The organism is Streptomyces sp. TRM64462 (assembly GCF_013362995.1).
Classification (GTDB): Bacteria; Actinomycetota; Actinomycetes; order Streptomycetales; family Streptomycetaceae; genus Streptomyces.
The window spans coordinates 1-19,988 of sequence record NZ_JABWDV010000308.1; the positions used below are offsets into that span (position 1 = coordinate 1).

The 19,988-nt window shown below is 73.1% G+C and carries 13 protein-coding genes; 8 read left to right on the top strand and 5 right to left on the bottom strand.

The window, feature by feature from the left end:
- Positions 1-11: 11 nt before the first annotated feature.
- Both HTZ82_RS14970 and HTZ82_RS14975 read right to left on the bottom strand, forming a co-directional pair.
- On the bottom strand, positions 12-473 hold the full coding sequence (locus HTZ82_RS14970; RefSeq protein ID WP_309235485.1) for a hypothetical protein: 462 nt from the start codon (positions 471-473) through the stop codon (positions 12-14).
- Positions 470-1,693: a molybdopterin-dependent oxidoreductase gene (locus HTZ82_RS14975; protein WP_175409873.1), complete on the bottom strand. Its 1,224-nt coding sequence runs from the start codon at positions 1,691-1,693 to the stop codon at positions 470-472. The genes HTZ82_RS14970 and HTZ82_RS14975 overlap by 4 nt, the downstream gene beginning before the upstream one ends.
- A gap of 114 nt (positions 1,694-1,807) precedes the next feature.
- On the opposite strand from HTZ82_RS14975, the gene HTZ82_RS14980 reads away from it, so the two are divergent.
- From HTZ82_RS14980 to HTZ82_RS15010, 7 genes are all read left to right on the top strand, one after another.
- A complete protein-coding gene (locus tag HTZ82_RS14980; RefSeq protein ID WP_309235486.1) occupies positions 1,808-3,292 on the top strand; it encodes a glycosyltransferase family 87 protein in 1,485 nt (494 codons plus the stop codon).
- Between the two features lie 121 nt (positions 3,293-3,413).
- A complete protein-coding gene (locus HTZ82_RS14985) occupies positions 3,414-4,661 on the top strand; it encodes an ROK family transcriptional regulator (protein ID WP_175409874.1) in 1,248 nt (415 codons plus the stop codon).
- A 17-nt stretch (positions 4,662-4,678) separates the two neighbouring features.
- Positions 4,679-6,577, top strand: coding sequence for a glycoside hydrolase (locus HTZ82_RS14990; RefSeq protein ID WP_175409875.1), 1,899 nt, complete (start codon positions 4,679-4,681; stop codon positions 6,575-6,577).
- A gap of 185 nt (positions 6,578-6,762) precedes the next feature.
- Positions 6,763-8,037: an ABC transporter substrate-binding protein gene (locus tag HTZ82_RS14995; protein ID WP_175409876.1), complete on the top strand. Its 1,275-nt coding sequence runs from the start codon at positions 6,763-6,765 to the stop codon at positions 8,035-8,037.
- A gap of 5 nt (positions 8,038-8,042) precedes the next feature.
- Complete coding sequence (locus HTZ82_RS15000) at positions 8,043-9,053, top strand: carbohydrate ABC transporter permease (RefSeq protein ID WP_175409877.1); 1,011 nt, start codon at positions 8,043-8,045, stop codon at positions 9,051-9,053.
- Positions 9,050-9,892 (top strand): carbohydrate ABC transporter permease, encoded by an 843-nt coding sequence (locus HTZ82_RS15005; protein ID WP_175409878.1) that lies wholly within the window; start codon positions 9,050-9,052, stop codon positions 9,890-9,892. The genes HTZ82_RS15000 and HTZ82_RS15005 overlap by 4 nt, the downstream gene beginning before the upstream one ends.
- 16 nt (positions 9,893-9,908) lie before the next feature.
- Complete coding sequence (locus HTZ82_RS15010) at positions 9,909-12,812, top strand: glycoside hydrolase family 2 TIM barrel-domain containing protein (protein WP_175409879.1); 2,904 nt, start codon at positions 9,909-9,911, stop codon at positions 12,810-12,812.
- Between the two features lie 146 nt (positions 12,813-12,958).
- Here the strand turns inward: HTZ82_RS15010 and HTZ82_RS15015 are convergent, their stop codons facing one another.
- Complete coding sequence (locus HTZ82_RS15015; protein WP_175409880.1) at positions 12,959-13,537, bottom strand: 1,4-alpha-glucan branching protein; 579 nt, start codon at positions 13,535-13,537, stop codon at positions 12,959-12,961.
- A gap of 40 nt (positions 13,538-13,577) precedes the next feature.
- On the bottom strand, positions 13,578-17,489 hold the full coding sequence (locus HTZ82_RS15020) for a hypothetical protein (protein WP_175409881.1): 3,912 nt from the start codon (positions 17,487-17,489) through the stop codon (positions 13,578-13,580).
- Between the two features lie 206 nt (positions 17,490-17,695).
- On the opposite strand from HTZ82_RS15020, the gene HTZ82_RS15025 reads away from it, so the two are divergent.
- Positions 17,696-18,556, top strand: a complete 861-nt coding sequence (locus tag HTZ82_RS15025; RefSeq protein WP_309235488.1) for a hypothetical protein — start codon at positions 17,696-17,698, stop codon at positions 18,554-18,556.
- A gap of 94 nt (positions 18,557-18,650) precedes the next feature.
- Here the strand turns inward: HTZ82_RS15025 and HTZ82_RS15030 are convergent.
- A partial coding sequence (locus tag HTZ82_RS15030) for an RICIN domain-containing protein (protein WP_175409883.1) occupies positions 18,651-19,988 on the bottom strand: 1,338 nt, incomplete at its 5' end.

Sequence of the window (19,988 nt, forward strand, 5' to 3'; positions counted from 1 at the left end):
CGGGCTGAAAATCAGCCCCTCCGGCGCTTGAGGAGCGGGGGTTCGGGGGCAGAGCCCCCGATTCGGGCGCCCCGGCGCCGTGCGGCCGCGCGGGCCGCCGCGATCAGGGCGGTCACGGCCGCCACCGCGGCGAGGAGCAGCAGCCAGTTGCGCGGGTAGTCCAGGGGCAGCACCGTCGGGTTGGCCGGCCGCTTGCGGGCCAGCAGCACCGGGAGGGCGACCAGCGTGAGCCCGCCCGCCACGACGAGCGCCGCGCGGACCAGGCGGCGGCCCGGCAGGCGGGCGACCAGCAGCCCCAGGGCCAGGACCAGCGGCGCGACCACCCCGTCGTGCAGCACGACCGCACCGGCCAGCCACACGACCACGTCGCGCACACTCCCCGTACCGGCCACCAGCCAGACACCGACCCCCATCAGCACGATCCCGGCCCCGCCCAACAGATACCGCTCCGCGCCGTCCCGTTGTGTGTTCACAGCACCTCCAGTCGTCCGACCCACTTCGTCTGCCACACGCCCGGGCGGTTCGGGGCGATGACGCGCGCCGGGTAGCCGTGGTCGGGGGAGAGGACCTGGCCGTTCAGGCGCAGGGCCAGGAGTGTCAGCGGGTCCTCCGCGTAGCTCGCGCCCATCTCCATCACGCGGTACGCGCCCCGCCGTTCCAGCGACACCACCCGCACCCGCGACCCGGGCGGGGCGCCCGCGCGGTCGAGCAGGTCCCTGATCCGTACGCCGGTCCAGTGCGCGTTCTTGCTCCAGCCCTCGACACACGCGATCGGCAGCTCCGCCTCCACCTGCGGCATGGCCCGCAGCTCAGCCAGCGTGAGTTCGTACGGGCGCGGACCCGCGACGGTGAGCCGCCAGGTCGCCTCCGGCACCGACACCGTGCCCGCCGCCGCGGCCGCGCGGGTCACGGGCAGGCCCTGGGGGCCGTGGTCCGGGTGCCGGGGCGCCAGCAGGTCCAGCGCCTTCAGCGGCGTCACCGACTGGCCCACGGTCGTCACGGTGACCGCCCCGACCGCCGCCGCCGTGCCGATCAGCAGCGACCTGCGGTTGGGGACGTCCTCCGCCGGGAGCGCCAGGCTGCCCGGCGAACGGGGCCCCCAGTGGTCCCGGATCTCCGGCAGCTTGACCGCCACATGAAGCAGCAGCGCCCCCATGAACACCCACGCCATCGCGAAGTGCACCGGCACGAAGGAGAACGGCCACGGATACCACTCGGTCGTGTTCACCAGGCCCGTGAAGAGCTGGAACAGCGACACCGCCACCAGCACCGCCACAGACAGCCGTTCCAGCGCGTGCCGTACGGAGCGCGCCACCGGCCACATGAACAGCCGCGGGTACACCGTCCACAGCTTCGCGAACAGCAGCGGGATCGCGGCGATGCCGCTCACCACGTGCAGGCCCTGCGTGACCCGGTAGCCCCAGCTCGGCCGGCTGGGCAGCACGTCCGCGAGCCAGTCCGGCGGCCGCTGTACGTAATGGCTCGTCAGACCGGTGAGGAAGCAGACCAGTACGGCAAGCCCCAGCCACCGCCCGATGGCGGTCGCGGTCCGCGGGTCGTGCAGGGCGCCCCGGAACCGCGGCCAGAAGGCCGGAGCCCCGCGACCGCGGAGACGGAGGCGGGGGCGGAGCCAGGGGCGGAGGCGGAGGCGCGGCGGGCGGGGCAGTCGGGGGACGTGGTGGGGGAGCCTCATGGGTTCCATGAGACCGCCCGCGCACCCTTCCCGGGCGGTAGCGACGCCTTACGAAACGCGGACGTCCCGTCCGCTGCACCGTCCGGGCCCCGTCCTGCTGGCAGGCTGGCGGGCGTGCCGAAGATCCGTACCGTCCTCGCCGCCGCCCTGCTCGCCGCGCTGGTCGTGACGCTCGTCCTGACCGTCCGGTTCGACGGGTACTACACCGATCCCGCCACCCTGTCGTGGTGGTACGGCGGGTCCTGGGCGCTCTTCGGGGCGGCCGTGTGGGCGCTGCGCGGCGTCCCCGCGCGGCAGGGCGTCGCGCTCGTGCTGGCCGGGGCCGCCGCCGTCGCCGCGACCGGGCTCGTCGCGCCGCCCCGCACCAGCACCGACGCGTACCGGTACGCCTGGGACGGGCGGGTGCAGGCCGCCGGCATCCCGCCGTACGACCACGCACCCGCCGATCCGGCCCTCGCGCGCCTCCGCGACCCGTGGCTGTTCCCGGAAGGCGCCGCCGCCTGCACGGGCCCGGACCGCACCCGCATCGCCCCCGCCCCCGCCGACGGCGACGGCGACGGCGACGGCACCGTACGCTGCACCCGCCTCAACCGGCCCTCCGTGCACACGATCTACCCCCCGGTCGCCGAGGCCTACTTCCTCGGCGTCCACGCCCTCTCCCCCGACGGCGCGCGGCTCAAGCCGTTCCAGGTCGGCGGCGCCCTGCTCTCCCTCGGCGTCACCGGCGTCCTCCTCCTCGTCCTGCGACGCCGGCCCGGAACGCCCTGGACCGCCGCGCTGTGGGCCTGGTGCCCCGCCGTGCCGGTCGAGGCCGTCAACAACGCCCATGTCGACGTGCTCGGCGTGCTGTTCGCCGTCGCCGGGCTCGCCCTCGTGGCCCGCCGCAGGCGCCTCTCCGGGGGCGTCCTGCTCGGCGCGGCCGTCGCCACGAAACTCATGCCCGCCGTCGTCCTGCCCGGCGCGCTCGCCGGGGTGCGGCGCCCGCGCGACGCCGCCGCCGTCCTCGTCCCCGCCGCCGGCGTCACCGCGCTCGCGTACCTGCCGTACGCGCTGCTGTCCCGCGACTCCGTCTTCGGCTACCTCGGCGGCTACGTCGAGGAGGAGGGCTACGGCGACGCCGCCGCCCGCGACCGGTACGCCCTGCTGCGGCTCGTGCTGCCCGACGACTGGACGGTGCCCGCGCTCGTCGCCGTGACGGCCGTCGTCTGCGGATACGTGCTGTGGCGCGGCGACCCGGAACGCCCCTGGAGCGCCGCGCTGACCGTCACCGGTACGGCGTTCCTGCTCCTCACCCCGGGCTACTCCTGGTACGCCCTGCTGCTGGTGGCGCTCGTCGCCCTGGACGGGCGCTGGGAGTGGCTGCTCGTCGCCGTGGCGGGCGCGGCGCGGTACGTCACGGCCCGGGCCTTCGAGGAGCGGGACGTGGTCGGGACGACCGTGTACGCGGCGGCCGCGCTCGCCGTGCTCGCGGGGTGGCTGCTCCGGCGCCGCCGGAGCCGACGGCGCCGGCGAGCCCCTGCCGGGGAGGCGACCGGTGGCACGACGGCGCCGGGGGCGAGGCGCTCGGCGGCCGCGCCGACCCGGTCCTCCGCAGGCTGAGGCACCCGGGCCGCCCTCCACCCCTTCGTAGAACCCCTTTCCGAAGCCCTTGTCGAACCGGTCCGGCCCGGCCTACCCTGACGCCCGGCCAACTCGCCCGGGACGGAGGGGAATCCACGCGATGAAGCGCACGTCCCGCGACATCCGCACCGCCAACCGCTACGACGTGCTGCGGCGGATCATCGCCAGGTCCCCCGCGTCGCGGCAGGAGGTCGCCGCCGCGACCGGGCTCAGCCTCGCCACGGTCGCCAACCTCGTGGGCGAGCTGCTGGACCTCGGGATGCTCACCGAGGTCGGGTTCGAGGAGTCCGCCGGCGGCCGCCCGCGCGGCCTGGTCGCCGTCGACCCGTCGGGCGGCGCGCTCATCGGGGTCGATGTCGCGGAGACCTACGTCCACGTCGAGCTGTTCGACCTCGCGCTGCACGTCGTCGCCCGCGCCGAGCAGGAGGTGCGGCCCGCCGAGAACCGCCCCGAGCAGGTCGTCGCGCACATCGCGGACGCCGTCCGGTCCGTCGTCGCGCAGTCGGGCGTGCCCGGCGATCGGGTGCTCGGCGTCGGGGTGAGCATGCCCGGCCAGGTGGACCGCGAGGGCGGCGTCTCGGTGTACGCGCCCAACTGGGACTGGCACGACGTCCCGCTGCTCGGCCTGCTCGCCGAGCACGTCCCGTACCCGCTGCACCTCGACAACCCGCTGCGCGCCTGCACGGTGGCCGAGCTCTGGTTCGGCGCGGCACGCGGACGCGAGAACGTCGTCGTGGTGAACCTCGGTACGGGTGTGGGCGCCGGGCTCGCGCTGGGCGGGGCGCTGCACCGGGGCATCACCAACAGCGCGGGCGAGTGGGGGCACACCACGCTCGTCCTGGACGGCCGCCCGTGCCACTGCGGCAACCGGGGCTGCGTGGAGACGTACGTCGGCGCCCCGGGAATCATGCGGAACATCGGCGAGCTGCACCCCGGCAGCCCGCTGCTGCACCCGGACGACCAGACCGCCACCATCGCGGCCCTGGCGGACGCCGTCGCCGCGGGCGACCCGGCCGCGCTCGACGTGCTGCGCGAGACGGCCCGCCACCTGGGCGCGGCCGTCGCGGACCTGGTCAATCTGCTCAACCCCGAGATGATCGTGCTCAGCAGCTGGGTGGCCGCCCGGCTGGGCGAGCCGCTGGTGGCCGCCGTGCGCGAGCAGGTCGCCCGGCGCGCGCTCGCCCGGCCGCTGGGGGCCGTCGAGATCGTGCTGTCCCCGATCCCCACCGACCCGGTGAGCCTGGGCGCCGCCACGTTCGCCCTCAAGGGCGCGCTGGACGCCGTCGGCCGCCGGAACGGCACCACCAGCACCGTCCCTATGTGGAGTTCTCGCAGCACCCCCTCGTGACGACGGAAGGGTTGCCCATGAACCACCGCCTCCAGGACCGCCGCCCCTTACGACGCGCCCGTGCCCTGACCGGCACGCTCACCGCCCTCGGCCTGACCGGCGCGCTCCTGGCCGCGGCCGCCACCCCCACCACCGCGGCCCCGGCGGACCAGGCCCCCGCCGCCGACGTGTCCCCGCACGCCGCCCAGACCATCGAGAACATCGGTGCGTCGGGCGCCTGGTGGCCCAACGACCTCGCCAACTTCTCCCCGTCCGTGCAGGCCAGAGCCGCCGCCCTCCTCTTCTCCCCCGACGGACTCGCCCTCTCCTCCTACCGCTACAACATCGGCGGCGGAGGCACCGGCGTGACGACCCCCGAACGCGCCCCCGAGGACTTCCTCGCCGACGACGGCTCCTACGACTGGTCGAAGGACAAGGGCGGCCGCACCTTCCTGCACTACGCCGCCCGTCACGGCGTCGACGAGCTGATCGGCTTCGTCAACAGCGCGCCCGCCGAGTGGAAGACCAACGGCAAGAGCTGCGGCGGCCACCTCAAGCCGGAGCACGACCAGGACTTCGCCCGCTACCTCGCGGACCTGGTCCAGCACTTCACGGCGCGGGGTGTCGAACTGGACCACATCAGCCCCTTCAACGAGCCCACCAACAGCTTCGACAGCTGCGGCCAGGAAGGCATGCTCGTCGACGTCGACCGCCGCGACGACGTCGTACGGGCCGTGGGCGCCGAGCTGCGCTCCCGCCACGACACGCGCCGCACCGGCCTCATCGCGGACGAGTCGAGCAGCACCGACGCCTTCGTCGACGAGGTGCCGGAGTGGCTGTCCCAGCCGGGGACCGCCCCGTACATCGACCGCCTCGCCCACCACACGTACAACAACCCGGACGACGGCGGCCGTGCGCGGATCCTGGAGCTGGCCCGCGCGTACGACAAGCCGTCCTGGTCCACCGAGATCTGCTGCTTCGGCAAGGGCGGCACGGGCTGGAACAAGGAGTACGACCCGACGATCGACAACGCCCTGCTCATGTCGCGGATCATCCACAAGGACTTCGCCGTCGCGCACGACTCGGCGTTCCAGTGGTGGACGGCGCTGTCCAACAAGACGGGCGTCGACCCGGAGGCCGGGGGCGGAGCCGGCGCCGCCGAGAAGAACGGCCTCGGCTGGAACGACGGGCTCATCTACTACGACGAGAACTACGCCACCACCGGCAACCAGAAGCTGTACATGACGAAGCGGTACTACGCCCTCGGCCAGTACAGCAAGTTCGTCCGGCCCGGCTCCGTCCTGCACAACGTGACGGGCGCGCCGAGCGGCGTCGAGGTGACGGCGTACGACCACAAGGGCCGCTGGACCGTCGTCGTCAACAACCACAACACCACCGCCACGCCCCTCGACCTGCGGTTCCACAGCAAGGCCGGCGCGCTGGAGCCGCAGCGGGCCGTGCGGACGTCGGCCGGCGAGAGCTGGGCCGCCGCCCCGCTGCCGTCCGTCGACGGCGCCACCGTGTCGGCGACGCTCCCGGCGCGGTCCATCACGACGTACGTCATCGGGCAGCGCGCGGACACGTCGGCGACGGCGGTCACCGGGGCGCTGCGGGGCGCGCACGCGGGCAAGTGCCTGGTGGCGGACGGTACCGGGGCGCGGATCGCGTCCTGCACGGGTGAGGCAGGGCAGACGTGGTCGTACGGCGCCGACGGCGCCCTGCGCGGTGCGGACGGCGGCTGCCTCGGGGTGTCCGACGGCGGCGTCCTCGTGGCGGGCGACTGCGCCGACGCGTGGCTGCTCAACGGGAACGGGCAGGTCGTGCATGAGGCGACGGGCCGGTGTCTGGACGTGAGCGGCTGGGCCACGGCCGAGGGCAGCCGCGTCGTCCTGTGGACGTGCACGGGCGGCGCCAACCAGTCCTGGGCCAGGCGGTAGGAAGCCCTGCCCGTTCGGTTGCCCGAACGGGCAGAAAGCCCTTTCAACGGGCTTCGTCCAACCCCTTGCCGAAGTCTTTTCGTATGGCTAACGTCCCGCTGCACGCACGGAGTTCGAGCACGGAGTTCACGCACGGAGTTCACGCACGGAGTTCACGAGCCGCGCCGACAGACAAGGAACGCACCATGCGGGCATCTGGAGCAGCAGGATCGGGCTGGGACCGTCGTCGTGTACTGCGGGCCCTCGGAGGCGTCGCCGCCCTGGGGCCGCTCGCCGCCTGCGGGTCGAACAACGGGCGTTCCGGCAGCGGGGGCGGCTCGGGAAACCGGCTCACGCAGTACTTCCACGCGTACGGCGAGGCCGGCACGCAGGACGCCATCAAGCGGTACGCGAAAGGCTTCGGCAAGGCGGACGTCAAGACGCAGTGGATCACCGGCGACAACTTCGAGAGCAAGCTGTTCTCGGCGCTGCTGTCCTCCGACGCCCCGGACGTCTTCGAGTTCCACCCGCAGATCCACATGGTGAGGGCGGGTCAGATCCTCCCGCTGGACGACATCGTCGCGCCGGTGAAGGACGACTTCAATCCGGCGGACATCGCGTCGCACACCATCGACGGCAAGATCTGGGGCGTCCGGATGATCGACGACCCGCAGTTCTTCTTCTACCGCAAGTCGCTGCTCGCCAAGGCGGGCATCGCCCCGCCGCAGACCCTGGACGAGCTGATCGAGGCGGCCGCGAAGCTCACCACCGACAAGGTGAAGGGCGTCTTCCTCGGCAACAAGCTGCACGCCATTGTCCGGCCGCTGATCTGGGCGTCCGGCGCCGACTGCCTCGACGCCGAGAACCAGATCGCGTACCACACCGACCAGGTCGCGCAGAACCTCGGCAAGCTCCGCACCCTCTTCACCTCCGGCGATCAGCTCCTCGACGCGCCCTCCGACTTCTGGGACCCGTCCGCCCTGATCCAGGGCCTCACCGCGATCCAGTGGTGCGGCATGTGGGCGATGCCCGCGATGCAGAAGGCGCTCGGCGACGACCTCGGCGTCTTCCCGTTCCCGTCCGCCGCGCCCGGCGCCGCGCCGGCGGTGTACAACGGCGGCTGGTCGATGTTCGTCAGCTCCAAGGCCAAGGACAAGGACCTCGCCAAGGAGTACGTCAAGTGGCTGTGGATCGACCAGACGCAGCACCAGGAGGACTGGGCGCTCGGCTACGGCTTCCACATCCCGCCGCGCACATCCCTGGCCGACTCGGCGGAGAAGCTCAAGTCGGGCCTGCCCGCCGAAGGGGTGCGGCTGTTCAACGAGTTCGGGCACTTCGACAACCCGGCCTGGACCCAGGCGATGATCGCCGCGACCGAAGGGGTGATGGCCGACTGCGTCCGCAGTGACATGGCGCCCGAGGCCGCCCTCGACAAGGCCGACAAGAAGATCAACGACGAGCTCCGCAAGCTCTTCGGCTGAAGGCCATGACCTCCACCTCCACGCCCACGTCCGCCTCCACGACCGCGAGCACCGGGACCGCGGGCCCCGCGCACTCGTCCACGACCACGGCCGGGGAGAAGCCCCGCCGCCGGGCCGCAGGACGCGGCGTGCGGGGCCGCACGCTCGCGTTCTGGCTGTTCACCGGGCCCTTCCTCGCCGGTCTGATCGTCTTCGTCTACATCCCCATCGGCTGGAGCGCCTGGCTCAGCTTCTACGAGGCCCGCTCCACCGTCACGCCCACCGAGTTCGTGGGCCTCGCCAACTACCGGGACATGCTGTCCGACGGCGACTTCGTGAAGAGCCTCGGCACCTTCACCGTCTTCGCCGCGATCGTCGTCCCCGTCACCTGGGCGCTCTCCCTCGGCCTGGCGCTGCTGGTGAACCGGCTGCGCTTCATGAAGGCGTTCTTCCGGTCGGTGTTCTTCCTGCCGACGGCCGTCAGCTTCGTCGCCGCCACCCTCGTCTGGAAGATGTCGATCTTCAGCGGGGTGCGCTTCGGGCTCGCCAACACCGTCCTCGACGTCTTCGGCATCGACAGCATCGCCTGGCTCGCCTCACCGGACCCGCCCTGGTACTGGCTGGTCATCGTCACCGTACGGCTGTGGCTGCAGTCCGGCTTCTACATGATCCTGTTCCTGGCGGCGCTCCAGAACATCCCCGCCGAGCTGTACGAGGCGGCCGCGATCGACGGCGCCAAGCGCGGCCGGCAGACCTTCCGGTACATCACGCTGCCGCAGCTCCGCGCGACGTCCACGGCCGTGATCCTGCTGCTGCTCGTCGCCGCGTACCAGGCGTTCGACGAGTTCTACAACCTGCTGCAGAAGACCACATGGGGCCGCCCGCCGCTGGTCGAGCTCTACTACACCGCGCTCGGCGAGAACCAGGACTACGGGCGCGGCAGCGCGGGCGCGCTCATCCTGACCGTGCTGATCTGCACCGTGACCCTGCTCCAGGGGAAGCTGCTCGGCTTCGGCCGCGGGGAGGGCGACAGGTGACCACCGCACGCAGGGGGCGGCTGCTCGGCAACGCCGGTCTGTACACGGCCGCCGGTGTCTGTGCCGTCCTCTTCCTGATCCCCTTCTACGTGATCGTCCGCAACGCCCTGGCCACGGACCCGGAGATCACCGGCGAGGAGTGGCGGTTCTTCCCCTCCACGATCCAGTGGGGGAACATCGCCGAGCTGTTCAACGACCCGGACGTGCCCTTCGCCCGCTCCCTGGGGAACTCCGCCGTCATCGGCGTCCTCCACACCGTCGGCACGCTCCTGGTGTGCTCCCTCGCCGGATACGCCCTCGCCCGCATCCCGTACAGGCACGCGAACAAGGTGTTCTACCTGGTCCTCGTGACGCTGATGGTGCCGGCCGCCGTCACGTTCGTGCCGAGCTTCGTGCTCGTCTCGTCGCTCGGCTGGGTGTCGACGCTGCGCGGTCTGATCATCCCCGGCCTGTTCAGCGGTTTCACGTGCTTCCTCTTCCGGCAGTACTTCCTCGGCTTCCCTAAGGAGCTGGAGGAGGCGGCGCGCGTGGACGGGCTCGGCTACTTCGGGGCCTACTGGCGGATCGTCGTCCCGAACTCGCTGAACTTCTTCGCCGCCATCGCGGTGATCACGTTCATCAGCGGCTGGAACGCCTTCCTCTGGCCGCTGGTCATCGGCCAGGACCAGGAGGCGTGGACCGTCCAGGTCGCCCTGTCCTCCTACATGACCAACCAGACCGTGAACTTCCATCTGATCTTCATGGCGACCGCTGTGTCCATCCTGCCCCTGGTGCTGGTCTTCGTCTTCCTCCAGCGGTGGCTGGTGCAGGGCGTCGCGCAGACCGGCATCAAGGGCTGAGAACCTACGGAGAAGCATGACCTATTACGAGGACGTGGCACCCGGCACCGGCACGCTGCCGCCCCGCGCCTGGTACGCCGCATCCGACGCCGCGCGGCTCTCGCTGAACGGGACGTGGCGGTTCCGGCTGTCACCGACGGCGGACGCCGAGGACACGTCGTTCGCGGATCCGGGACACGACACGCGGCGGTGGGACGAGATCGCCGTGCCCGGGCACTGGATGCTCCAGGGCGGCGGCCGCCACGGGGCGCCCGCGTACACCAACGTGGTGTACCCGTTCCCGGTGGACCCGCCCCGGGTGCCGACCGAGAACCCGACCGGTGACCACGTCCGCGTCTTCGACCTGCCGGGGGGCTGGCCGGAGGGCGGACAGGACGGCGGGGACGCGGTGCTGCGGTTCGACGGCGTCGAGTCGTGTGCCCGCGTGTGGCTGAACGGCGAGGAGCTGGGCGAGTTCAAGGGCAGCCGCCTGCCGCACGAGTTCGCCGTCGGCCGGCTGCTGCGGCCCTCCGGGAACGTGCTCGCCGTGCGCGTCCACCAGTGGTCGTCCGGCTCGTACCTGGAGGACCAGGACCAGTGGTGGCTGCCCGGCATCTTCCGTGACGTGACGCTGCTGCACCGCCCGGACGGCGCGGCCGGCGACTTCTTCGTGCACGCCTCGTACGACCACGTCAGCGGCGACGGCACGCTGCGGGTCGACTCCGCCGTGCCCGGCCGGATCCTCGTCCCCGCGCTGGGCATCGACGCGGCCACGGGCGCACCGGTGTCGGTGCCGGTGCGCCCGTGGACCGCCGAGACCCCCGTCCTGTACGACGCCGAACTGGTCACCCCCGGCGAGCGGGTGCCGCTGCGCGTCGGGTTCCGGTCCGTGTACGTCGAGGACGGCGTCATCAAGGTCAACGGGAAGCGGATCCTGTTCCGGGGCGTCAACCGGCACGAGTTCCACCAGGACCACGGCCGGGCCGTCGACGCGGACACCATGCGCGCGGACCTGCTGCTGATGAAGCGTCACAACATCAACGCCGTCCGCACGTCCCACTACCCACCGCACCCCGCGTTCCTGGACCTCTGCGACGAGCTGGGCTTCTGGGTGATCGACGAGTGCGACCTGGAGACCCACGGCTTCGTCGACCTGGGCTGGCGCCGCAACCCCGTCGACGACGACCGCTGGACCCCGGCGCTGCTCGACCGGGCCGCCCGCATGGTGGAGCGCGACAAGAACCACCCGTCGGTGGTGATGTGGTCGCTGGGCAACGAGTGCGGGACGGGCGCCGGGCTGACCGCCATGGCGGAGTGGATCCGCGACCGCGACCCGGACCGGCTGGTCCACTACGAGGGCGACCTGTCGTGCGCCGACACCGATGTGTACTCGCGCATGTACGCGGACCACACCGAGGTGGCGCTGATCGGGCGGCGCGAGGACCCGGGCCCGGAGCGGCGCCGCGACCTCCCCTTCATCCTGTGCGAGTACGCGCACGCCATGGGCAACGGGCCCGGCGGACTGGCCGAGTACCAGCGGCTGTTCGAGACGTACGAGCGCTGCCAGGGCGGGTTCGTGTGGGAGTGGATCGACCACGGCTTCCGGCACCCGCGCCTCGGTCACGCGTACGGCGGCGACTTCGGCGAGGAGCTGCACGACGGCAACTTCGTCTGCGACGGCCTGGTGTTCCCGGACCGGCGCCCTTCGCCGGGCCTGATCGAGTACAAGAAGGTCATCGAGCCGGTACGCATCGAGGGCGACGGGGCGATCGGCACGGTGCGGATCACCAACCTGCACGACTTCGCGGACCTGTCCCACCTGGCGTTCGTCTGGTCGTACGAGGTGGAGGGCCGCACGGTCGAGGCGGGTGACCTGGCGGTCGTGCCCGCGGCGCTCGCGCCCGGCGCGTCGGCGGAGGTGAAGCTCCCGGCGCCGCCCGCCGCCGGCCGGGGCGCCGAGACGCAGTGGACGGTCCAGGCGGTGCTGGCCGAGGACACGGCGTGGGCGCCCCAGGGCCACGTGGTCGCCTGGGGCCAGGTCCCGGTCGCCGCCGCGCCCGCGCGCCCGGCCGCCACCGGGGACGCCCCGCACCGCGGCGACCGGCTGATCACCCTGGGACCGGCCTCCTTCGACGCCCGGACGGGCGCCCTCCGCACCGTCGGCGGGGTCGACATCACCACCGCCCCGCGCCTGGACGTGTGGCGCGCACCCACCGACAACGACCTGGGCGCCCCCTGGCAGCCCGACGAGCGGTACGGGCTGCTGTGGCGCGAACTGGGCCTGCACCGCACGCGGGAGCGCCTGGACGCGGTCGAGCTGACCGGCGACGCCCTGGTGGTCCGCACCCGCGTGGCCCCGGCGGCGACGGACCTCGCGCTGCTGACCACGTACACCTGGACGGGCCTCGTCGACCGCCTCCGCCTGACCGTGTCCGTCCGCCCCGAAGGCGACTGGAAGCTGCCGCTGCCGCGCCTGGGCGTCCGCTTCGGGCTGCCGTCCGCGTACGGCGACGCGAGGTGGTTCGGCGGCGGCCCCGGCGAGGCGTACCCGGACACGCGGGCCGCGTCGATGCTGGGCCTGTGGCACGCGACGGTCGACGAGCTCCAGACCCCCTACGTGCGCCCCCAGGAGAACGGCGCCCGCGCCGACGTCCGCTGGGCCGAACTCCGGGGCGGCCACGCGGGCGCGGGCTGGGGCGCGGGCCTGCGCGTGGAGGGCGAGCCGCCGTTCTGGTTCACGGCCCGCCGCTGGACCAGCGAGCACCTGGACGCCGCCCAGCACGGCCCGGACCTGGTGCCGGGCGACACGGTATGGGTCAACCTCGACCACGCCCAGCACGGCATCGGCTCCCAGTCCTGCGGCCCGGGCGTACTCCCCCAACACCGCCTGGAGGCAACCCCGGCGACGTTCACGTTCACGTTCTCGCCCCTGCCGGCCTGACCCGCGCAAGCGCCGGAGGGGCTCGAACTGAGCCCCTGGGGGTACCCCCTGCTCGAAGAGCTTGGGGGAGATTGAGGAGCGGGGGTTCGGGGGCGGAGCCCCCGATTCGGGAAGGGGCGGGGTGGGGAAAAACCGTCGGACAGGACCTACCGCTCCCGCACCAGGAAGAACACCCCCCGGCTCGACTCCCCCTCCGTACGGCTCCACCGCGCGGTCACGGACCCCAGGGCGCCGTCGTCGGACGCCCCGGGGACGCGCACCGTTTCGAGGGCGACGCGGTCGGCGTCGAGCTTCCCGTCGAGACGGGCCGTGACGGTCGGGTCCGGGGTGTCGCTCTCGCTCTGCGCCTGCGGCTCCGCCTCGCCCTGGACGAGGGCGAGGACCTGGGCGACGAGCACGGGGTCCTGCGTGCCGTCGTAGACCCAGCGCGTGCCCAGCACGCCGTGCTCGGTCGTCCCGATCAGCGCGTCGTCGGCCCCTTCGAGCGGCGCGCCGCGGTAGGTGAGCGGCACGTGGTACGAGCACGGCTCACCGCCCGAGGTGTCGGTGACCACCAGGAACTCGATGCCCACCTCACCCTCCGGGTCGTCGAGCCGGAACCCGCCGGCCCGGTCGAGTTCGGGCTCACGGCCCGCGACGCCGGCGTACCAGGGCTGCCGGGGCAGCCAGCCGGCCAGGAGTTCCGTCTTGGTCGGGCTCATCGTGGTCTTGTGAATGATCGACATGCCGGGTGAACTTCTCGCGGGGCGCTGATGTTCCCGTGCCTCAGGGCTCGCACACCCGGCGGTAGGGCATGTCGGGTACGTGGGTCCGCCACTGGTCCCTGGTCAGCTCGACCCCGGCGACGCGGGCGCAGACGCCGGTGACCGCCCGGGCGGGCGCGATGGTGTGGCGCTGGACCGGCACGTGGGCGCTGCCCGCGTAGAGGGTGCCGCTGTCGGGGCTGAAGGCGAGGGAGGCGATGGCCTCACCGGGGGTGGGCAGCGGGCCGCCGAGAGGCTGTTGGGTGGCGATGTCCCAGAGCTGGAGGGTGCCGTGGTCGCCGCCGACGGCGAGGGTGCGGCCGTCGGGGCTGACGGCGAGCGCCTGGACGCCTTCGGACACGCTGAGCTGCGGGGCGGCCTCCGCGTCCCGCCCGGCGCCGCGGTGCGGGACGGGGAACATGTTGGGCAGGATGCCGACGCGCCGGCGCAGGGTTCCGTCCCACAGGGCGACGCGGCCGGTCTGGTCGCCTGCCGCCAGGACGGAGCCGTCGGGGCTGAAGGCGAGGGCGCCGACCTGGTCGCCCTGGATGAGATCGTGCTCGCCGACCCGCCCCGACGGCAGTCGGGCGGTGCGGTGGTCGCCGACGAGCCTCTCGCCGTCGGGGCTGACCGCGAGATGGCTGCTGTCCATGCCGGGCAGCACGGCCGTCCTGCGCTGCCGGCCGGTGTCCCAGACCTCGTTGCGCAGTTCGCCGATGGCCGGTGTCCGGGTGGCGTGCAGGGTGCGGCCGCCGGGTCCCAGGGCGACGGCCACCACCGCCCCGGCGGACTCGGAGGCCGCCAGGTCCAGCACGGTCCCTCGGCGGTCGTGCGCCAGGTCCCAGAGGACCAACCGCTGGGGTGCCGCCTCCCGGCCCGGTGCGGAGACGCCGTACGCGAACGCGGTGCCGTCGGGGCTGAACGCCATCACGGGCAGGGTGTGCCGGGGCACGACAGGCTCGGCGGGGTCGAGGGAGACGGGCAGGGGCACCTGCGGGAGGGTGCGCGGCGGACGGCCGCCGCGGGTGGCGTGGAGCCGGAAGACGTAGCGGGTGCCGGTGAGTTCGGCGGTGGCGTAGGTCCGGCCGTCCGGGCTGAGCCGCACCTCGGCCAGGGGGTGGTCGCGCCACGCGGAGGTGGTGGCCGCGCTGAGGTCGAGGGTGTGCACGGTGCCGCCTTCGAGGTAGCGCAGGGCGGGACGCTCCGGGTCCCAGGCCAGGCCGCCGTACAGGCGCTGGTTGTTCAGGGAGTGCCGGAACACCGGCGCGGCGGGGGCGACGAGCCGCCAGACGCGGATCTCCCGGCCGTCGGACGTCGCCAGAAAGGCGCCGTCGCCGCTGAAGGAGGCGTACTGCACGCCAGGGTCGTCCAGGTCGGCGACCCGGCGGCCCGACCGGGTGTCCCAGACGCGGACATCGGTGCCGGTGACGGCGGCGAAGCGGCCGACACCGACACCGACACCGGCACCGGCACCGCCGTCGCGATCGCCGTCGCGATCGCCGTCGCCGTCGCCGTCGCCGTAGACCAGCATCGCGCGTTCGTCGCAGATGGCGCCCGCCTTCTCCCAGTCGCCGGGCAGGTGACGACGGCTGCCGGTGTCCCAGAGCCGTGGTGACCGGCCGGACGGGCAGTAGGCCAGCCGCCGGCCGTCGGCGCTGAGTGCCACGGCCGACTGACCCGGCGCCCGGGTCTCGAACAGGACCGTGCCGTCCGTGACGGAGCGCAGCCTCACCCGGTCGTCGTCGATGCTGCTCTCCAGGTAGTGGCCGTGCCCGGCGCCGAAGCCGGCGACTGCGGAGTGCGGCAACGGGTCCGGTGCGCCGGTCCACCGCCCGGCGGCCGCGTCCCACAGCCGTACGCCGTTCTCCGTCGACACCGCGAAGGTCCGGGCGTCCGGGGAGGCGGCGAGCACGTCCGCCCCGTCGGTCAGCCGTCCGGAGGCCGTAGGGCGGTGGGTGGCCACGTCCCAGGTCCGCCAGGTGCGGCCTTCGACACTGAGCAGGGTGCGGCCCGAGTCGGCGAGGAAACGCCGGGGGCTGTCGCCCGGCGCGGGGTCGCTGAAGGTGCCGGACTCCGGCTGGGCGAGGGCTCCGAGCAGCGCCCGGCGTGTCTCGGGCAGCGGGGCGACCCGCCAGGCGGCGAGGCCGAGGAGCATCGCGGTGCGCGGATCGGTGGTGCGCAGCGAGTCGGCGACCGCGGCGATACGGCGCGCCGCGGTCTCGGTGCGCCGCCGCTCGTTGTCCCTGCCCTGCTGCCAGGCGGCCAGGCCGGCGATGAGCGCCACCGCCAGGACGGAGGAGAGCGCGGTGGCCAGGAGCCGGGATCTTCGGGCGGTACGGGCGGCGGCCAGGCGCTCCGCGTCACGGGCCTCCAGAGCGGCGGTGAGGAACGCCTTCTCGGTCGCGGTCAGCACGCCGCGTCCCCCGCCCCCTGCGCCCTCCGCGTACTCCCCGCCCGCCTCGGATGCCACGCCGCCCGCCCCGGGCCCCCCGCCTCCCGGGCCCTCCGCGAACAGCTCCTCCGCGCGGGCCAGCCGAGTGCCCCGGTACAGGGTGCCGGGGTCGCGGTCGTGCTCCAGCCAGGTGCGGGCGGCCTCGGCGAGGCGCCGGTGGTGGCGCAGCCGGTCCCGGTCCTGCTCGATCCAGTCACGCAGCCGCGGCCAGCCGCTGATCAGCGCCTCGTGGGCGAGCTGCACGCCCTCCTCGTCGACGGTGAGCAGCCGGGCGCGGGCCAGCCGCTCGACCACCACGGGCACCTCGGGGTCCGGCCACTCGTCCAGTTCGGCCCGGCCGATCGGGCGGCGGGTGTCGGGCGTGCCCCGGTCGCCCGGTTCGACGAGCCGGAGCAGCAGGTGCCGGGCGGTGCGTGCCCGGGCCGGGGGCAACTGCCCGTACGCCTCCTCGGCGGTCGCCGCGATCGCGCCGCGCACCCCGCCCGCCGACTCGTACGCGGCGAGGGTGAGCATCCGGCCGCGGCGCCGCCGCCAGGTCTCCAGCAGGGCGTGCGACAGCATCGGCAGCCCGCCGGGCCGGTCGAGGACCTCCTCGACGATCCGCGCGGTCAACTCCCTTTCCACCAGGAGCCCGACCGCCTGCGCCGGTTTGACGACCGCGTCCCGCAGCTCGTCCGCCGTCATCGGCCCGACCAGCAGTCCCGAGCCGCGCAGCGCGTCCGCCAGCTCCCGGTGCTCGGCGCACCGGGCGTAGAAGTCCGCCCGCACCGCGATGAGCGTGCGCAGCCGACTGTCCGGCTTCCGGGCGGCGAGCAGCAGCTCGATGAAGCGGGCCCGCTCCGCCCGGTCCCGGCACAGGGTGAAGACCTCCTCGAACTGGTCCACCACCACCCAGCTCTCCGGCTCACCCTCCGCCGGGGCCAGCAGAGGCCCGTAGGTCGTGGCGGGCCTGTCCCCCGGGGTGAGCACCCGCAGCACCGCCGGACGGCCCAGGTCCGCGATCTTCTTCCGGAGGGAGGGGATCAGCCCGGCCCTCAGCAGCGAGGACTTCCCGCTGCCGGACGCGCCGAACAGCACCGCGAACCGGTGGTCGCACACCAGCTCCCGCACCTCGTCCACCAGCCGGTCCCGGCCGAAGAACAACTCCTGGTCGTCCGGCTCGAACCGCGCCAGCCCCCGGTACGGCGCCCGCCCCTCGTCGTACACGGGAGCCCCCGCGGCCTCCGCTTCCGCCTCCTTCCACCGCGGCTCCCACTCCGCCGGGTCCGCCCCGCACGCCCGCACGTACCCCTGGACGACGGGCAGGGACGGCAGCCGCTCCCCGGCCGCGGCCTGCGACAGCGTCGTCGCCGAGAACCCGGCCGTCTCGGCCATGGTCCGGTACGACGGGCCGCCGGCCGCCCTGCGCAGCTCCCTCAGCTCATGGGCGAGGCGCTGCACAGGACCGGCCGCCGGGTCAACGGGTCTCTCGGGTCGCCCCACGGGTCCACCTCCCACACGTCTTCCTCATCTGGACGCCGTCACGGGGGCGGAGAGTGCCACGACGACCTGTGGCGTTGACGACATCGATTGATTGCCCTGGTGAAAGGGGGTGCCGATCAACTATCCGGCGGCCAGCCTCGGTCCTGTCCCGCCGGACTCCCGGCACACCACCCCCGGGCTGCATCACAGGAAAGGTGCGCACACACGTGAGAATCACCCTCAGGAAGGCCGCAGTCGCCGCCACGGCCGGCGTCATGGCCGCCACCGGTCTGGTGTCCACCGCCGGTCCCGCCCAGGCCGCCGGGCCGATGGGCGCCGCGAACATCCGGGGCACCACGCCCGGCAACACCGACTCCATGATCGAGCGCTTCTGCAAGCAGGGCCCGGCGACGCACTACCACTTCGGCGCCTACAACGTCCGGACCGGCGAGTTCCGGACCGAGAACGAGTACCTCGGCAAGATCAGCACCGTGAAGGCGCCCCGGGGCGACTGGGAGGTGTTCAGCGGCCGGTGCTACTACCCGCAGGCGTCCACCTGGACCTTCACGGGCAAGGAGGAGCGCATATCCCGGTGGATCGAGAACAGGGGCCGCACCGGCGAGGACAAGGAGACGTTCGTCCGCGGCTACTCCACCAAGACCTCCTCGACGAAGAGCGTCGGCGGCTCCCTCGATCTCGGTCTCGCCAAGAGCATCTTCACCGGCAGCCTGGGCGGCAACTTCAGCTACCAGTGGGGCTGGGAGAGGACCGCGTCGTTCGAACGGCGCAGCGAGAAGTCCATCCCGGCGTGCACCCGGATGGCTCTGACGTGGAGGCCGTTCAAGCGCGTGGTGCGCGTCAACCCGGTCATCGACATCCTGGCGTACGCCTGGCGGGGCTCCAACGGCAAGGTGACGAGCGTGGACACCTGGCGCGGCAAGGGCCGGGGCTGGGACAAGATCTACTCGTACGGCTACTACATCGACGGCACCTCCGACCAGGTCGTGAGGACCAACGGCAACCACTGGGAGCCTGACGGGATCGAGAGCAAGGTCCTGCAGCGGCTCGACCGCCGCAAGTGCACCTGAGGCAGGTCCCCCTGCCCCCACCCCGACGCCCCCGCCGATCCCCTCCCGGCGGGGGCGTCGCCTCGTGCCCGGCGCCGGCGCCTCTTCTCCGGGGTCAGCTCGTGGCGCGCCGCCACTGCTGGTTGGTGCCGCCGGTGCAGGTGTACTGGGCGACGGCGCCCATGTCGGCTGTGGACTCGTCCAGGACGTCCAAACACTTGCCGCTGTGGCGGGCCACAAGGCGTACGGATCCGTCGCCGGCGTCCTGGACCTGCCAGCGCTGGTGCGCGGCCGCGTCGTCGGCGCAGGGCTGCTGCTCCACCGGCGCCGCGTTCGCGGTGGACGCGGCGCGCACGCCGAGGCACAGGGAGCTGTGCCGGGCCAGGAGCTGGACGTGGCCGTCGCCCGCGGGCTTGAACCAGAACTTCTGGTTGCCGCCGCCGTTGCACGTGTACTGGACGAGGGCGACGCCCGCCGTCAGCGACTTGTCCGGCACGTCCGCGCACCTGCCGCTGTGACGCGCGGTCAGCGTCTCGTACGGGCCGCCCCGCCCGGTGACCGTTCCGGCGGCCGTGTCGACGACGAGTTCCGGGTACCAGTCCATGGTCATGGTCGTGGCGGTCGGGAAGGCCAGCGGCAGCCACACGTACCGCGAGTCGTTGACCTTGCCGCCGAAGGAGTTGCCCCAGCGGTCGCCCATGTAGAGGTACGAGGTGCCCGCGGTGCCCCGCACCGGCAGGACGTACGCGGTCTGGGAGCCGTACGCCGTCGGGTCGCCGATGTTCCGCATCGCGGACCACGGCCCGGTGAGGCTGGTGGCGGTGGCGTACTGCTGCTGGTTGGGGTTCCAGCCGGTGGCGCCCGACGTGAGCATGAAGTAGACGCCGTCGCGCTGGAAGAGGGCGGGGGCCTCGCGGTGGCCGCCGGGCCACGGGTTGGCGGCCAGCTCCCGCACGGCCGTGTAGTCGGGGGTCAGGCGGTAGATGTGCAGGTCGTAGTTGTTGCGGGCGGAGGACGCCATGTAGCCGGTGCCGTCGGTGTCGACGAACACCGTGATGTCCCGGGACATGTGCGCGCCGAGGGGCCGGAAGCTGCCCTTCCAGGTGTAGTCGCCGTCGACGGTGTCGGACACCGCCACGGCGGCGCGGGCCTCGGTGTAGTCGGAGCCGTTCTCCTTGTGCATCCACATCACGAACTGCCCGGTGGCGGCGTTGTACATGACCTTGGGGCGTTCGATGTTGGCCACGGCCAGCTCGGGATGGGTGGCCTGGGTGAGGACGTGGTTGCGGAACTCCCAGTGCTTGAGGTCTCTGGAGCGGTACGCGGAGACGTACCGGAAGGTGTTGTCGGCGTTCCGGTTCTCGCCGAACCAGTAGTAGTAGCCGCCGACTTCGACGACGCCGCCGCCGTGGGCGTGCACGAGGGCGCCGGAGACGTCGGTGAACTGGGCCCC

What these genes read in the sequence shown, in the direction of transcription:
- HTZ82_RS14975 (WP_175409873.1), bottom strand. Translation starts at nt 1,693, where the DNA reads ATGAGGCTCCCCCACCACGTCCCCCGACTGCCCCGCCCGCCGCGCCTC.
- HTZ82_RS14985 (WP_175409874.1), top strand. Translation starts at nt 3,414, where the DNA reads ATGAAGCGCACGTCCCGCGACATCCGCACCGCCAACCGCTACGACGTG.
- HTZ82_RS14990 (WP_175409875.1), top strand. Translation starts at nt 4,679, where the DNA reads ATGAACCACCGCCTCCAGGACCGCCGCCCCTTACGACGCGCCCGTGCC.
- HTZ82_RS14995 (WP_175409876.1), top strand. Translation starts at nt 6,763, where the DNA reads ATGCGGGCATCTGGAGCAGCAGGATCGGGCTGGGACCGTCGTCGTGTA.
- HTZ82_RS15000 (WP_175409877.1), top strand. Translation starts at nt 8,043, where the DNA reads ATGACCTCCACCTCCACGCCCACGTCCGCCTCCACGACCGCGAGCACC.
- HTZ82_RS15010 (WP_175409879.1), top strand. Translation starts at nt 9,909, where the DNA reads ATGACCTATTACGAGGACGTGGCACCCGGCACCGGCACGCTGCCGCCC.
- HTZ82_RS15015 (WP_175409880.1), bottom strand. Translation starts at nt 13,537, where the DNA reads ATGTCGATCATTCACAAGACCACGATGAGCCCGACCAAGACGGAACTC.